Source organism: Nonomuraea ferruginea (assembly GCF_039540635.1).
Taxonomy (GTDB): domain Bacteria; phylum Actinomycetota; class Actinomycetes; order Streptosporangiales; family Streptosporangiaceae; genus Nonomuraea; species Nonomuraea ferruginea.
Map to the genome: position 1 here is coordinate 266,402 of NZ_BAABFD010000003.1, position 13,721 is coordinate 280,122.

The 13,721-nt window shown below is 71.3% G+C and carries 13 protein-coding genes; 8 read left to right on the plus strand and 5 right to left on the minus strand.

Annotated elements, in window-relative coordinates; genetic code table 11:
- Positions 1 to 21: 21 nt before the first annotated feature.
- The 3 genes from ABD999_RS07920 to ABD999_RS07930 are packed head-to-tail and all read right to left on the minus strand — an operon-like array spanning position 22 to position 3,532.
- Positions 22 to 2,298: an ABC transporter permease gene (locus ABD999_RS07920; protein WP_271275447.1), complete on the minus strand. Its 2,277-nt coding sequence runs from the start codon at positions 2,296 to 2,298 to the stop codon at positions 22 to 24.
- Positions 2,295 to 3,029: an ABC transporter ATP-binding protein gene (locus ABD999_RS07925; protein ID WP_148033937.1), complete on the minus strand. Its 735-nt coding sequence runs from the start codon at positions 3,027 to 3,029 to the stop codon at positions 2,295 to 2,297. The genes ABD999_RS07920 and ABD999_RS07925 overlap by 4 nt, the downstream gene beginning before the upstream one ends.
- A complete protein-coding gene (locus tag ABD999_RS07930; RefSeq protein WP_148033938.1) occupies positions 3,026 to 3,532 on the minus strand; it encodes a PadR family transcriptional regulator in 507 nt (168 codons plus the stop codon). Before ABD999_RS07930 ends, ABD999_RS07925 begins: the two co-directional genes overlap by 4 nt.
- Positions 3,533 to 3,662: 130 nt before the next feature.
- Between ABD999_RS07930 and ABD999_RS07935 the strand changes: the two genes are divergently transcribed.
- The 8 genes from ABD999_RS07935 to ABD999_RS07970 all read left to right on the plus strand — a co-directional run bounded on the left by ABD999_RS07935 (position 3,663) and on the right by ABD999_RS07970 (position 11,699).
- A complete protein-coding gene (locus ABD999_RS07935) occupies positions 3,663 to 4,913 on the plus strand; it encodes an ABC transporter substrate-binding protein (RefSeq protein WP_271275448.1) in 1,251 nt (416 codons plus the stop codon).
- 8 nt (positions 4,914 to 4,921) lie between these two features.
- Positions 4,922 to 6,250, plus strand: a complete 1,329-nt coding sequence (locus ABD999_RS07940; protein WP_148033940.1) for an ABC transporter substrate-binding protein — start codon at positions 4,922 to 4,924, stop codon at positions 6,248 to 6,250.
- A gap of 6 nt (positions 6,251 to 6,256) precedes the next feature.
- Complete coding sequence (locus ABD999_RS07945; RefSeq protein WP_148033941.1) at positions 6,257 to 7,642, plus strand: ABC transporter permease; 1,386 nt, start codon at positions 6,257 to 6,259, stop codon at positions 7,640 to 7,642.
- Positions 7,639 to 8,538, plus strand: a complete 900-nt coding sequence (locus ABD999_RS07950) for a carbohydrate ABC transporter permease (RefSeq protein ID WP_148033942.1) — start codon at positions 7,639 to 7,641, stop codon at positions 8,536 to 8,538. Before ABD999_RS07945 ends, ABD999_RS07950 begins: the two co-directional genes overlap by 4 nt.
- A gap of 108 nt (positions 8,539 to 8,646) precedes the next feature.
- A complete protein-coding gene (locus ABD999_RS07955) occupies positions 8,647 to 9,324 on the plus strand; it encodes a uracil-DNA glycosylase (protein WP_271275449.1) in 678 nt (225 codons plus the stop codon).
- Between the two features lie 9 nt (positions 9,325 to 9,333).
- A complete protein-coding gene (locus ABD999_RS07960) occupies positions 9,334 to 9,663 on the plus strand; it encodes a hypothetical protein (protein WP_148033944.1) in 330 nt (109 codons plus the stop codon).
- A 63-nt stretch (positions 9,664 to 9,726) separates the two neighbouring features.
- Positions 9,727 to 10,017 carry an MTH1187 family thiamine-binding protein gene (locus ABD999_RS07965; RefSeq protein ID WP_271275450.1) on the plus strand — a complete coding sequence of 97 codons (291 nt, stop codon included), beginning with the start codon at positions 9,727 to 9,729 and terminating at the stop codon, positions 10,015 to 10,017.
- Between the two features lie 80 nt (positions 10,018 to 10,097).
- Positions 10,098 to 11,699, plus strand: a complete 1,602-nt coding sequence (locus tag ABD999_RS07970; RefSeq protein WP_271275451.1) for an FAD-dependent monooxygenase — start codon at positions 10,098 to 10,100, stop codon at positions 11,697 to 11,699.
- A gap of 43 nt (positions 11,700 to 11,742) precedes the next feature.
- On the opposite strand, the gene ABD999_RS07975 is transcribed toward ABD999_RS07970, so the two are convergent.
- Both ABD999_RS07975 and ABD999_RS07980 read right to left on the minus strand, forming a co-directional pair.
- On the minus strand, positions 11,743 to 12,681 hold the full coding sequence (locus tag ABD999_RS07975) for a hypothetical protein (RefSeq protein WP_271275452.1): 939 nt from the start codon (positions 12,679 to 12,681) through the stop codon (positions 11,743 to 11,745).
- A 48-nt stretch (positions 12,682 to 12,729) separates the two neighbouring features.
- Positions 12,730 to 13,626: a hypothetical protein gene (locus ABD999_RS07980; RefSeq protein ID WP_271275453.1), complete on the minus strand. Its 897-nt coding sequence runs from the start codon at positions 13,624 to 13,626 to the stop codon at positions 12,730 to 12,732.
- Between the last annotated feature and the right edge of the window lie 95 nt (positions 13,627 to 13,721).

The window sequence follows — 13,721 nt, forward strand, 5'->3', positions numbered from 1 at the left end:
GGGCGGTGGCGTTTCCGCAGGTCAGCGGGCGGTGATCGGCACCTGGGCGCGGGCGGCGCGGCGGGCCGGGATGAGCGCCACCGCGAGGGCCGTGCCCACGGCCAGCAGCACCGCCAGGGCCAGCGTCACCGGCGAGGGCGGGCGGCCGATCCCGGCGCCCACCCCGCTGGTGTGACCCTGCAGGTCGATCAGCCCGGTCGCCACCGAGGCCCCGGCCGCGGCTCCCGCCACGACGCCCAGGATCACCAGCAGGCCGGTGCCGGTCACGAGGGTGGCCATCACCTGGCGGGGTGTCAGCCCCATCGCCTTCAGCACGGCCAGGTCCGCCGCGTGGTCGCGCAGCCCGAGCGCGCTGGCGGTGAGCAGGTTGGCCAGCCCGATCAGGGTGAGCACGGCGGTCAGCGCCACGATCACCACCCGGATCATCGCCAGCCGGTCGGCGGGGTTGACCGCGGCCTGCACCTCCAGGTTCTCCCCTGACTCCGCCAGCAGCCGGGCCGCCACCTCGTCGCGGCTCGCCCCCGGATGCAGGGCGAGCGCGTAGTACTCGGGCGGCACGGAGTCCTTGGCCGCCAGGCTGTCGAGGCCGACCGACAGCACCTCGCCGTCCTGGTCGGGCTCGACGGTGCGGCCGACGACGCGCACGATCAGCGGCGAGCCGCCCACGGTCAGCCGCACCCGGTCGCCGATCTTCACGCCGAGCAGGTCGAGCAGCCCCTGCCCGGCCACGGCCTCGCCGGGCTCGGCGTACATGCGGCCCTCGACGACCGGGAACGGGTAGCGGTCGGAGGCGGAGCCGCCGACCGCCCGCACCCGGACGGACCGGCCCTCTCCGGGCGCCAGCGCGTTCACGTCGGTGCCGGGATAGACGGCGGCCACGTCGCGGTCGGCGCCGGCCAGCCGCGCGGCCTGGGCCGCCTCCAGCTTGCCGGGGCGCACGTAGAGCGAGGCGTGCTGGCCGACCTGCTCGGGATTGCGGGCGAAGTTGTCGAGCGTGGCCCACACGCCCAGCCCGATCGTGATCATCATCATCGGCACGGCCAGCCCGAACACGGTCAGGAACGCGGGCACCCGGCGGGTGAAGGCGTCTCTCGTGCCCAGCACCAGCGCGGGCGGCAGCCGTACCAGCAGCGCGAGCCTGGCCAGCCTGGACAGGCGGCCGCCGGGCGGCTGGGAGGGCGCGGCCGGAATGGGCGGGGTGCGCCCGCCGCGCCAGGCCGGCACGCCGACCGCGGCCAGCACGGCCAGGGCGGTGCCGGCGACGATGGTGAGCACGGGTATCGGCGCGACGGAGCTGGCGCCGACGGCCAGAGCAGTGACCGCCCAGCCGGCGACCGTGCCGAGCGCGACGCCGATCAGGCCGAGCGCGCCGTGCTCGACCAGCAGCAGCAGCGCGACCTGGCCGCGGGTGAAGCCCATGGACTTGAGCGTCGCCAGGTCGCGGAGCTGGCCCAGCACGCGCCCGCCGGCCGCGTTGGCCAGCGCGAGCGCCGCCGCCACCAGGCCGCCCACGCCGAACAGCGCGAGCATGGTGCCGAGCAGCCGGTTGTCGAGCTCCATGGCGGCCCGGATCTCGCGCCAGGTGTAGAGCCGCTGGAGCTGGTCGTCGAGCATGACGACGACCCGCTGGGAGACCACCTGGGCGGCGTCGGCGTCGGTCAGCCGCAGCCCGGTCACCCACTCGCTGCGGCCAAGCATCGGCTCGATCCGGTCGAGCGCCTCGGGCAGCACCCAGCCCAGGCCGGGGGTCCACTCCGGGTAGAAGCCCTGGTCGGCGGAGTCGGCGATGCCGCGCACGTACAGGGTGTGGCGCTGGCCGCTGAGCGCGACGACGGTGAACGGGGCGCCGATCCGCAGCCGCAGTTCGCGGGCGAAGGAGCGCTCGACGACCACGCCGTCGGGCTGCGCGGGGTCGAGCCAGCCGCCCTCGACGACCGCGGGATGCGCCACGCGGGGCGGCGTGGCGGGCATCGCGCGCAGCGAGGCTGGCTCGCGCTTGCCGTCCTGCAGCGCGGTGACGGGGGCCGACCGGTACGGGCCGGCGGTGGCCGTCACCCCGTCGAGCGCCTGCACGCCGGCCAGCTGGGCGGTGTTGTCGCGGGTGTAGAGCCAGACGTGGGCGCCTTCGGTCTGGGCGAACAGGCCGCGCCACGGGTTGGTGGAGTCCTCCAGGAGGGTCACCGCGGTGATCAGGGCGGCCACGATGCCGGCCACGGCGAGCACGGTCAGCGTCGCCTGGCCCTTCCTGGCCCGCAGGTCCGCCCTGATCCAGCGGCTGCCCGCGCGTGCGGTGCTCATCGCAGGTCGATCACTTCTCCGACGGTGCGCCGGCGGGGCCTGGCGATGCGGCCGTCGTCCACGATCTCGCCGTCGAGCAGGCTGACCACCCGGTCGGCGAGCGCGGCCACGCGGGCGTCGTGGGTGACCATGACGATCGTCTGGCCGTCCTTGTGGACCCGGCCGAGCAGGCGGAGCACGTCGCGGGTGTTGCGGCTGTCGAGGTTGCCGGTGGGCTCGTCGGCCAGCAGCACGCTGGGCTGGTTGGCGAGCGCGCGGGCGAGCGCGACCCGCTGCTGCTCGCCGCCGGAGAGCTGGGCGGGCGAGGCGTCGGCCCGGTCGCCGAGGTTGAGCGCGCCCAGGAGGTCCTCGCGGCGCTCGCGGGCCTCCCTGGGCGAGGCCCCGGCCAGCAGCGCGGGCAACTCGACGTTGTCGGCCACGGTCATGTTGGCGACCAGGTTGAAGAACTGGAAGACGAAGCCGATCTTCTTGCGGCGCAGCAGCGCCCAGGCGCTCTCGGAGAGGGTGTCGGCCCGCTTGCCGTCGAGCCAGATCTCGCCACTGGTGCGGGAGTCGAGGCCGCCGAGCATGTGGACGAGCGTCGACTTCCCGGACCCCGAAGGGCCCATCACGGCCACGAACTCCCCCGCGTCGACCTGGAGGTCCACGCCGCGCACGGCGGGCACCGGCACCGCGCCGCCGGAGTAGATCTTCACCAGGTTGATCGCCTTGAGCACGGCCTCGTCACTCATGCGAGGTCCTCCTGACAACGTTCGAGCCAGTCGAGATCGGCCTGAAGGTGGAGCATCGCACCTTCGATGAGCAGTATGGCGATCTTGTCATCCGGAGAGGTGCGGTCGAGCAGTTCGTTGAGGTCCTTCATCAGCGACAGGTAGTGGCGGCGCTGCCGGTTGATCAGCACCATCCGGTCGGCGATGCCGGTCATCGGGGCCAGCACCAGCTTCATGAAGAACTCGTCGCGCACCCGCGGACCCTCGGTCGGCTCGTCGACCCACAGGTGGAGCACGTCGCGGCCCTTGGCCGTGAGGTAGTAGACCTTCTTGTTCGGCCGGTTGGACTGCTCGACGTCGACGGCTCTCACCAGGCCGTCCTTCTCCAGCCGGCCCAACGTCACATAGATCTGCCCGATGTTGGGCGACGGGTAGGCGCTTCCGAAGGTCTGTTCAAGGTCCTGTTTCAGTTCGTAGCCGTGGGCAGGCTCCTTGGCCAGAAGCGCCAGCAGGTGAAGCCGCACCGCCTCACCTCCCCGTGTGTTACGGATGCGTTACATGGCTTGCCGTTGACCACCAGATTACCGGTGTGCATAACATGAATGCATCTACCTAACACGTATGTAACCCCCGTGCACAAGGAGGGAAAAACCGGTGCTCCGTCGTCTGGCGATCGTCCTGGCCGTCCTCGCGGCGTCCGGAGGGTGCGCGGCGACGGGCGATGACGGTGGCGGCGAGTCCCGGGCGGGAAGCACCGGCCCGATCACGTTCGCCACCGGGCGCGACACCACGGCGTACCTTCAACCCTTGCTGGATCGCTGGAACCAGGCCCACCCGGCCGAAAAGGTGACGCTCATCGAGCTGCCCGAGGCGGCCGACGAGCAGCGCGCCCAGATGGTGGCCAACTTGCAGGCCCGCAGCACCCGTTACGACGTGCTCGGGCTGGACGTGGTGTGGACCGCGGAGTTCGCGGAGAACGGCTGGATCATCCCCTTGGAGCGCGGGTCCTTCCCGCTCGACAAGTTCCTGCCGCCTGTCGTGAAGACCGCGATCTACAAGGACAAGCTGTGGGCGGTCCCGTACACGAGCAACGCGGGGCTGCTCTACTACCGCACCGACCTGGTGAAGAAGCCGCCGCGCACGTGGGCGGAACTTCGCGAACAGACCCAAAAGATCACGAAAAAGCACGATATAGAGGGTTATGCCGGACAGTTCCTCGCGTACGAGGGACTGACCGTCAACTTCTCCGAGGCCGTGCAGTCGGCGGGAGGCCAGATCCTCAGCGCCGACGGCACCAGGGTGACCCTCGAACCCGCCGCCGCGACGACCGCGCTGGAGTTCCTCCAGCAGGGCCTGCGCGAAGGCTGGATCCCCGAGGAGTCGCTCAACTACAAGGAGGAGGAGTCCCGCCTGGCCTTCCAGGAAGGCCGGCTCGCCTTCGCCCGCAACTGGCCGCACGCCTACGGGCCGGCCAGGAACAGGCTCGGCGACAAGGTCGCGGTCACCACGCTGCCGGGCCCCGACGGGCCGGGGAGCAGCTCGCTGGGCGGCATCAACCTGGCCATCAGCGCCTACTCGCAGCACCAGCAGACCGCGACGGAGTTCATCCGTTACTTCACGAGCCTGGAGAACGAGCGCCGGGTCCTCACCGAGGGGTCGTTCCCGCCGGTGTGGACCGAGCTCTACGACGACCCAGAGCTCATCGAGCGCTTTCCGTACCTGCCCGTACTCAAGGAGAGCATCCTCGCCGCCGAGCCGCGCGCGGCGAGCCCGCACTACAACCAGCTCAGCCTGGTGATCGCGAGCACGGTCGCCAAAGCGCTCACCCCCCCGATCAGCGAGTCCGCGAACGACGTGGCGGCCTCGCTGAAAGCTGAACTCGAAGAGATCATCAGAACCCAGTGAGGCAAGCCATGCGTAAAGGCAGAGCAACAGCGATTCTGGCCGGACTGGCGCTGGCGGTGACCGCCTGCGGCGGCAACGCCCCGACGACCTCCCAGCCGACCGAGTCCGCTCCCGCCGCCAGCGAGAGCGGCGGCGCCAAGACGCTCGAAGGCGTCACGCTCGAAGTCGCCGCCAAGTGGACCGGCGAGGAGCAGAAGAACTTCGAGCAGGTGCTCAAGGCCTTCTCCGACAAGACCGGCGCCAAGGTCACCTATGCCTCCACCGGTGAGGACACCGGCGCCTACCTCGGCCCGCGCATCCAGGGCGGCAGCCCGCCCGACGTGGCGATCCTGCCGCAGCCGGGCCTGGTCCAGCAGTACGCCGAGCAGAAGGCGCTCAAGCCGCTCACCGAGGACGTCACCAAGGAGATCGACGCCAACTACACCGAATACTGGAAGGAGCTCGGCTCCGCCGACGGCCAGGTGTACGGCGTGCTGATCAAGGCGGCGCACAAGTCGCTGGTCTGGTACCAGTCGAAGGCCTTCGAGGACGCCGGCGTGCAGCCGCCGACCACGTGGGACGAGCTGGTGACCGCCTCGCAGACGATCGCCGACTCCGGCACCGCGCCGTTCTCGTTCTGCGGCGCCTCCGGCTGGACGCTGACCGACCTGTTCGAGAACGTCTACCTGTCCTCGGCCGGCCCGGAGAAGTACGACCAGCTCTCCAAGCACGAGATCCCCTGGACCGACCCCAGCGTCGCCACGGCCCTGGAGAAGATCGCGCAGATCGCCGGCAAGAAGGAGTTCGTCGCGGGCGGCACCTCCGGCGCGCTGCAGACCGACTTCCCGACCTGCGTCACCAAGGTCTACGGCGAGAAGGAAGCCGCGATGGTGATCGAGGCCGACTTCGTCGCCGTCACGGCCGAGGAGTCCGGCGCCAAGGTCGGCGAGGAGGCCAAGTACTTCCCGTTCCCGAAGGTGGGCGACACCGCTCCGGTCGTGCTCGGCGGTGACGTCGCGGTGGCCATGAAGGACTCCCCCGGCGCCATGGCGCTGCTGCAGTTCCTGGCCTCCAAGGAGGGCGGCGAGGTCTGGGCCAAGCTGCCCGGCTACCTGTCCCCCAACAGGAACGTCTCCCCCGACAACTACCCGAACGAGATGACCAAGCAGCTCGGCCAGACGATCGTCACGGCCGGTGAGTCGGTCCGCTACGACATGTCCGACCTCGCGCCGAGCGCCTTCGGCGGCACCGACGGCAAGGGCGAGTGGAAGGTCCTGCAGGACTTCCTGCGCGACCCGAGTGACGTCAAGGGCGCCCAGGAGGCGCTCGAAGCAGAGGCCAAGAAGGCCTGGAAGTAAAGAGGCATGGCCGTGACCGAAAGGTTGGACGGCCCCCAGGACCCGCCCGTGGACGACACGGGCGGGCCTACCTCGGGACCGGCTGATACCCCCCGCACACGACGACGCCTCGGCCCGTCACCCACGATCGCCATCGTCTTCCTGCTGCCGGCGGCCCTGCTCCTCGGCATCTGGGTGGTCTACCCGATCGGATACTCGATCGTCCGCAGCATGTACGACTCCACCAACCAGGTGTTCGTCGGGCTGGAGAACTACGGGACGATCTTCAGTGACGCCGGGACGCTGAAGACCATCCGCAACAACCTGATCTGGGTGATCGTCGCCCCGATCGTGGTCACCACGATCGGCCTGATCTTCGCGGTGCTGACCGAGCGCATCAAGTGGGCGACCGCGTTCAAGCTGATCGTCTTCATGCCGATGGCCGTCTCGCTGATGGCCGCCGGCGTCATCTTCCGCCTCGTGTACGACGAGGACCCGGACAAGGGCGTGGCCAACGCCATCATGACCGTGGTGCACGACACGTTCTCCTCCTCCCAGGGCTATCCGGAGGCGCGCGCCCGCGAGGGCGACCAGTCACCGGTGGCCGCCCAGGAGGACGGCTCGGTCGTCACCAAGCAGCCGGTGGAGTCCGGCCAGACCGTGCTGATCCCGATCGTGGGCGTCAAGCCGGAGGTGATGCCCGCGGACGCCCAGCCGGCGGTCGCGGCGACCGGCGGCGACGGGCTGTCGGGCACGGTGTGGTTCGACTTCACCCCGGGCGGCGGCGGCGTGAACGGCCAGCCGGACCCCACGGAGAAGGGCCTGCCCGGGATGACCGTGGAGGCCGTGAGCGACGGCGAGGTGGCGGCGACCGCCACGACGGCCGCTGACGGATCGTTCCGGTTCGACGGCCTGCCCTCGGGCTCCTACGAGGTACGGCTGCCGCAGGAGAACTTCACGGCCGCGTACAACGGCCTGACCTGGCTCGGCCCGACGCTCATCACACCGGCGATCATCGGGGCTTTCGTCTGGGTGTGGGCCGGGTTCGCCATGGTGCTGATCGCGGCCGGCCTGGCGGCCATCCCGCGTGACGCGCTGGAGGCGGCCCGCATCGACGGCGCCACCGAATGGCAGGTGTTCCGCAGGATCACGGTGCCGTTGCTGTCGCCGGTGCTGCTCGTCGTCTTCGTGACGATGATCATCAATACGTTGAAGGTGTTCGACCTGGTGTTCATCATCGCACCGCCGTCGGTCCAGCCGGAGGCGAACGTGATCGCGCTGGAGATGTGGCGGGTCGCGTTCGGCGGCGGGAACAACCAGGGGCTCGGCAGCGCGCTGGCCGTCTTCCTGCTGATCCTGGTCCTGCCCTTCATGATCATGAACATCCGCAGGTTCAAGAGGGGTGAGTCATGACCACGGCCACGGCCACGGCCCCGGCGCAGAGCCACGCCGGCGCGCCACGGCGAAACCTGGCCGGACGCATCGTCGACCGCCTCGGCAGCGGCGTCGTCCAGGTCGTGATGATCCTGCTCGGCCTGTTCTGGCTGGTGCCCACCCTGGGCCTGCTGGTGGTCTCGCTGCGCACGACCGAGGTCAACAACGCCGAGGGCTGGTGGACGATCTTCACCAAGCCCGCCGAGATCACCATCGCCAACTACGCCGACCTGCTGGCCGGCGGCTTCGGGGCGTCCTTCTGGAACACCGTGGCCATCACGGTGCCGACCACGATCCTGGTCATCGGCATCGCGGCCATGGCGGCGTACGCGTTCGCCTGGATGGAGTTCCCCGGCCGGGACCTGCTGTTCCTGGTCGTGGTCGGGCTGCTGATCGTGCCGATCCAGATCGCGCTGATCCCCGTGGCCGCGCTCTACGGCCAGGTCGGGATCTTCGGCTCGATCCCCGGCGTCGTGCTCTTCCACGTGGCGTTCGGGCTGCCGTTCGCGATCTTCCTGCTCCGTAACTTCTTCATCGGCATCCCGGCCTCCCTGCTGGAGGCGGCGCGGATGGACGGGGCGCCGGAGTGGCGGATCTTCGTGTCGGTGGTGTTCCCGCTGGGCAAGCCCGCCATCGCCTCGCTGGGCATCTTCCAGTTCCTCTGGGTGTGGAACGACATGCTGATCGCGCTGGTCTACGCCAACCCGGCGAACCAGCCGATGACCAAGTACCTCCAGTCCCAGATGCGGCAGTTCGGCACCAACATGGACATCCTCTCGTCCGGCGCCTTCCTGTCGCTGATCATCCCGCTGGTGCTGTTCTTCGCGTTCCAGCGTTACTTCGTCCAGGGCATGATGGCCGGCTCGGTGAAGTGACCCAAGCGGGCGCCCGTCTTCCCGCGGGGGCGCGGGCGCCCGCCCTTGGTGATCATTTCTCCGGGTTCCGTACGCATCGCCCGCCAGACCTGGCTAAGCTCAACGCCCATGGCCGGACGTCCACTGAACGAAGTCGTCGAAGCCGGATGGGCCCGCGCGCTGGAGCCCGTGGCCGAGCGCATCGCCCACATGGGCGGGTTCCTCCGCAACGAGATCGCCGAAGGCAGGCAGTACCTCCCTTCGGGAGCCAACGTGCTGCGTGCCTTCAACCAGCCCTTCGACGATGTCAGGGTCCTGATCGTGGGTCAGGATCCGTACCCCACCCCGGGTCACCCCGTCGGGCTGTCGTTCTCCGTCGCCCCCGACGTGCGGCCGCTGCCGGGCAGCCTGGTCAACATCTACAAGGAGATGGAGTCCGACCTGGGGCTGCCCAGGCCGGCCAACGGCGACCTCACTCCCTGGGCCGACCAGGGCGTGCTGCTGCTCAACAGGGTGCTGACGGTGATGCCGGGCAAGCCCGCCTCCCACCGGGGCAAGGGCTGGGAAGAGGTCACCGAGCAGGCCATCCGCGCCCTGGTCGCGCGTGAGAAGCCGATGGTGGCCATCCTGTGGGGCCGCGACGCCCGCAATCTCGCGCCCATGCTGGGCTCCGTGCCGCGCGTCGAGTCCGCCCATCCGTCGCCGCTGTCGGCGCGCAGCGGGTTCTTCGGCTCCCGGCCGTTCAGCCGCGCGAACGAACTGCTCGCCCAGCAAGGCGCGGCCCCCGTGGAGTGGAAGCTGCCCTAGGCTCGTCGCATGAGTGACGCACAGAAGTTCCTACGACTCACGGTCGAGCTGACGGTCGAAGTGCTCGACGTGGACGCCCTGCAGGCGGCGGCCCTGGCGGAGATCCGCCACCCCGAGGCCGAGCTGACCGACGAAGAGCGCAGCGAGCAGGCCGAGCTGGTCAAGTCCGACGAGACCGGCGCCTCCGCCCTCCAGTGGCTGATCGAGCCCGAGCACGTGCTGCAGCTCGTCGACCACATCGACGAGATCGAGCCGCGTGAGGCGATGCTCGGCGTCGAGCCCTCCGAGGGCCCGGCCGAGGACGAGGAGGAGGCGGAGGACGAGCACCTCCACCTCTGACCGTCCGGCCTGCCACGTTCGTCGGCGCGGACCTGCCGCGCCAGGAGCTCAGGAGGTCACGCCGTGATCGTCGCATTCTCCATCACCCCGCTCGGCGTCGGCGAGGGGGTCGCCGAGCCCGTCGCCAGGGCCGTCAAGGTCGTGCGGGAGAGCGGGCTGCCGAACCACACGGATGCCATGTTCACCACCGTCGAGGGTGAGTGGGACGAGGTGATGGACGTCGTCAAGCGGGCCGTCGACGCGGTGGCGGAGGTCGCTCCCCGGGTGGGGCTGGTGCTCAAGGCCGACCTGCGCCCCGGCGTGACGGACGCCATGACCGGCAAGGTGGAGTCGCTGGAGAAGCACCTGGACTGAGTTCGAGATATGTCTTGACCGCTCCCGAGACGCGACATATCGTGACCATCGCGATATTACTCGTGCCTCGGGAGGTCGTCATGACGTACCACCGTGTTTCTGTTCTGATCGTCGGCGGCGGCTACGCCGGTCTGAGCGCGGCCCTGCTCCTGGCCTGGCGTGACATCCCCGTCATGCTGGTCGAGCGGCGGCCCGGCACCTCGCTCCAGCCCAAGGCGTTCGGCGTGAACCACCGGGCCGTCGAGTTGCTTCGCTCCGTCCCCGGTGTCGAGCAGGAGCTGTGCGACATCTGGGCGGGCATCGGCGACAACCTGCGCATCGCCATCGCCTCGGCCCTCGACGACCCCGACCCTCAGATGATCGTCTCGGACGAGCGGGAGGAGTTCGCCTTCATGGCCGAGGCCACCCCCGCCGCGCTCGTGGGCGCCCCGCAGGCCGAGGTGGAGCGCATCCTGCGGGAGCGCGCCGAGGATCTCGGCGCCGACCTGCGGTTCTCCACCGAGCTGGTCGCGCTCCACCAGGACGGCGCGGGCGTCACCGCCACCGTCCGCTCCGGCGACGGGCCGGTCACGATGCGCGCCGACTACGTGGTGGCCGCCGACGGCTACCGCAGCCCGCTGCGCCGGAGCCTCGGCATCCCCGTGACGGGCAAGGGCGAGCTCGGGCGGATGTGCTCGATCATGTTCGACGCCGACCTGTCAGGGCTCGTACGGGAGCGCGAGGTGACGCTCTGGTACCTGCGGAACGACGCGATGACCGGCGTGATCCTCACCGGCACCGGGGTCGGCGCCCACGTCCTCGCGGTCAACTACGACACCGGCGCGGGCCGGAGCGAGGCCGACTTCACCCCCGAACGCTGCGTCGAGCTGGCCCGCGTCGCCACCGGCGTGCCCGACCTGGCGGTGAAGCTGCTCGACCGGACCAGCTTCGCCATGGCGCACGTGCTGGCCGGGCGCTACCGCGAGGGCCGGGTGTTCCTGGCCGGGGACGCGGCCCACACCATGCCGCCCACCGGCGGCCAGGGCGGCAGCCTCGCGCTGCAGGACGGCGCCGACCTGGCCTGGCGCCTCTGGCTGGTGATCACCGGTCAGGCGGGGCCGGACTTCCTGGACTCCTACGACGCCGAACGCCGCCCGATCGGGGTCATGACCGCCGACGCCCAGCTGGCCAACCTCGGCATGCGGATGCCGCCGGCCGCCCGCGTCGGCTATCCCGAGCCGCTCGGCGACCCGCAGGGCGCCGTCCTCGGCGCCCGCTACCACTCCACGGCCGTCATCGAGGATCCGGACGACGACGGCTCCCTGCTGGAGGACCCGCGCCACCCCACCGGCCGGCCCGGCAGCCGGGCCCCGCACGTGCCGCTGACCTGGGAGGGCCGCCCGATGTCCACGATCGACCTGTTCGGCGGCGGGTTCGTGCTCCTGGCCGACGGCGAGGGCGGGCAGTCCTGGTCGGACGCGGGCCGCCTGGTGTCCAGGCGTCTCGGGGTCGCGCTGTCGAGGGTCGTGCTCGGCCACGACGCGGTGGACGTCAAGGGCGAGTGGCGGTCGCGGTACGGCGTCGGCGCGGGCGGGGCGGTCCTGGTCCGCCCGGACGGCTACGTCGCCTGGCGCGCCACCGGCCCCGCCCCCGAACCGGCCACCGCGCTGGAGTCCGCCTTGCGCCGCGTCCTCAGCCGCTGAGATGCGACCTGCCCGGCATAGTTGGGCGGCCGTCCCTTGACGGTCAGGTGGCGAGCAGGTGTTCGCGCTCGCCGGTGAGGTCGCCGAGGCGCCGGGTCAGGTCAGCCTGGCCCTGGGCGAGCGTCCGGAGCGAGTCGTCGATCCAGGCGGACATCTCGGCCACGGCGGTGCGGGTCCTGTTGATGCGCTGGTGCTTGAGCGCGTCGGTGATGATGTTGTCGAAGAAGACGTCGGCGAACCAGCGGGTGTCCACCTCCGGCATCTTCGGCCGGACGGCCCAGCCGAGGTCGGCCAGCTCCCTCGCGAACGTGTCGAGCGCCTGCTGAGCCTGCCACGTGGCCTGGTCGGCGGTGACGAGGTGCTCTCGCTCGACGGCGTCGGCGAAGACGCCGCCGCCGAACATGTCCCAGGTCGAGGCGCCGCGGGCGTGCTCCAGCTGCGTCAGCACGTGGCCGACCCACTGCCCCGCCGCCTTGCCCGCCTGCAGGGCCTCGTCGTGCTCGCGCAGGTCGGCCTGTGTGTCGGCCATCAGGCCCGACAGCTCCATGAGGCGCCGCCCGCGCTGGTCGCCCCGCTCGACGAGGAGGCGCTCCTTCTCGGACAGCAGCCGCTGGTAGTCGTCGGCGGCCCCCGCGGTGGCGGCGAGGTCGCGCTCCGTCTCGCCGAGGTCGCCGGTGAGGGCTTCCAGTCTCGCGCGCTGGCCGTCGAGGCGCTCCCCCGCGAGCGCCGCCTCGGCCCGCTCCCGCGTGAGGCGCTCCTCCCTGGAGCCGGTCAGCCTGGCCATGAACGCGGACAGGCCGCCCTCCAGGCGTTCGACGTCTCGCCGCTCCTTGGCCAGCTGCTGCTCCAGCTCGGTCACCAGGTCGGCGACCTCCCGGATCTGCCGCCCGAGCGAGGAGCGCCGCGCCGCCAGGTGGTCGAACCAGCGGACTCGGTCGTGTGCCTCCCTCAACCTGCGGTCGAGGTCTTCGAATGGGTCCACATCAGGTCCTACGAACGACCGGCCCCGGTCGTTCCCCGCCGGAGGGCGTCAGGCCGCGATGGAGGTGACGGCGGCTCGGGCGGGGGCCTGGGTGGCACAGAGCCAGTCGTTCAGTGAGCCGGTGAAGCCGGCCGGGGGGCCGACCTTGAGGTAGGTGACGGGGCCGGCGTCGCCCGCCGGGCCGACCTTCAGGCGTCTGATGCTGCCGCCTCCGGGTGAGGGGGCCGGCGCGCAGGGGGTGAGGCGGACGCCGAGGGGGGCGGGCGGGAGGGGGAGGTGGTCGTCGATGGCGCGGCGGCGGGCCCCGGGGTGGGCGGCGGCGAAGGCGAGGTGGCCGGCGACCAGGCGGGCGGCCACCGTACGCAGGAGGTTGGTGGCGCACAGGGTGTGGGCGCAGGCCGCGCCGTCGAGGGTGATCTCCGGGAGGGCGAACCTGCGCAGCCCGCGGGAGGTGACCATGAGGCCGTCGCAGGCGCCGGCGCCCGCCGGGTCCCACGGCGAGCAGGTGGCGTCGTCGTGGACCTGGACGTCCCAGCCGAGCCAGCCGTCGGCCAGGTGGAAGGCGGTGGGCTCCGGGTCGCGGGCGGGCAGGACTGCGCCGGTCAGCGGGTCGGCCAGGAGGCCGCCGTACGCCTGGGCGAGGGCGCGGGCGACGGCCCTGGCGGCCTGGACGGCGGCCGGTTGGTCGTGGGGCGGCGCGGCGGAGGAGACGGTGAGGTGCTGTCTGGAGCGGCGCAGCAGGCGGCGCTCGCCGGGGGTGAGGGCGACGGCGGCGGGTTTCCACGGGGTGGGGTGGTGGGTGAGCCGCAGGCGGCGGGAGCCGAGCGCGGCCATGGCGGCCTTCCTGTGGGGGCCGGTCAGCTGCCAGGGCTCGAAGGCGCCGCCGATGAGCGTGACGACGAACAGGGACGTCAGGGTGACGGGCAGGGGCAGGACGATCTTCACGAGGGCCTCCGGTGGTCGGGACCCCAGGATCGGCGAGAGCGCGCCGGGCACGCGGGCACGAACCAGGTTCTGGGGATGACGAGCGCGGAGCGACA

Bases quoted from the DNA above. Each gene is read 5' to 3' on its own strand.
- ABD999_RS07920 (WP_271275447.1), bottom strand. From the start codon at position 2,298: ATGAGCACCGCACGCGCGGGCAGCCGCTGGATCAGGGCGGACCTGCGG.
- ABD999_RS07925 (WP_148033937.1), bottom strand. From the start codon at position 3,029: ATGAGTGACGAGGCCGTGCTCAAGGCGATCAACCTGGTGAAGATCTAC.
- ABD999_RS07940 (WP_148033940.1), top strand. From the start codon at position 4,922: ATGCGTAAAGGCAGAGCAACAGCGATTCTGGCCGGACTGGCGCTGGCG.
- ABD999_RS07945 (WP_148033941.1), top strand. From the start codon at position 6,257: ATGGCCGTGACCGAAAGGTTGGACGGCCCCCAGGACCCGCCCGTGGAC.
- ABD999_RS07950 (WP_148033942.1), top strand. From the start codon at position 7,639: ATGACCACGGCCACGGCCACGGCCCCGGCGCAGAGCCACGCCGGCGCG.
- ABD999_RS07955 (WP_271275449.1), top strand. From the start codon at position 8,647: ATGGCCGGACGTCCACTGAACGAAGTCGTCGAAGCCGGATGGGCCCGC.
- ABD999_RS07960 (WP_148033944.1), top strand. From the start codon at position 9,334: ATGAGTGACGCACAGAAGTTCCTACGACTCACGGTCGAGCTGACGGTC.
- ABD999_RS07970 (WP_271275451.1), top strand. From the start codon at position 10,098: ATGACGTACCACCGTGTTTCTGTTCTGATCGTCGGCGGCGGCTACGCC.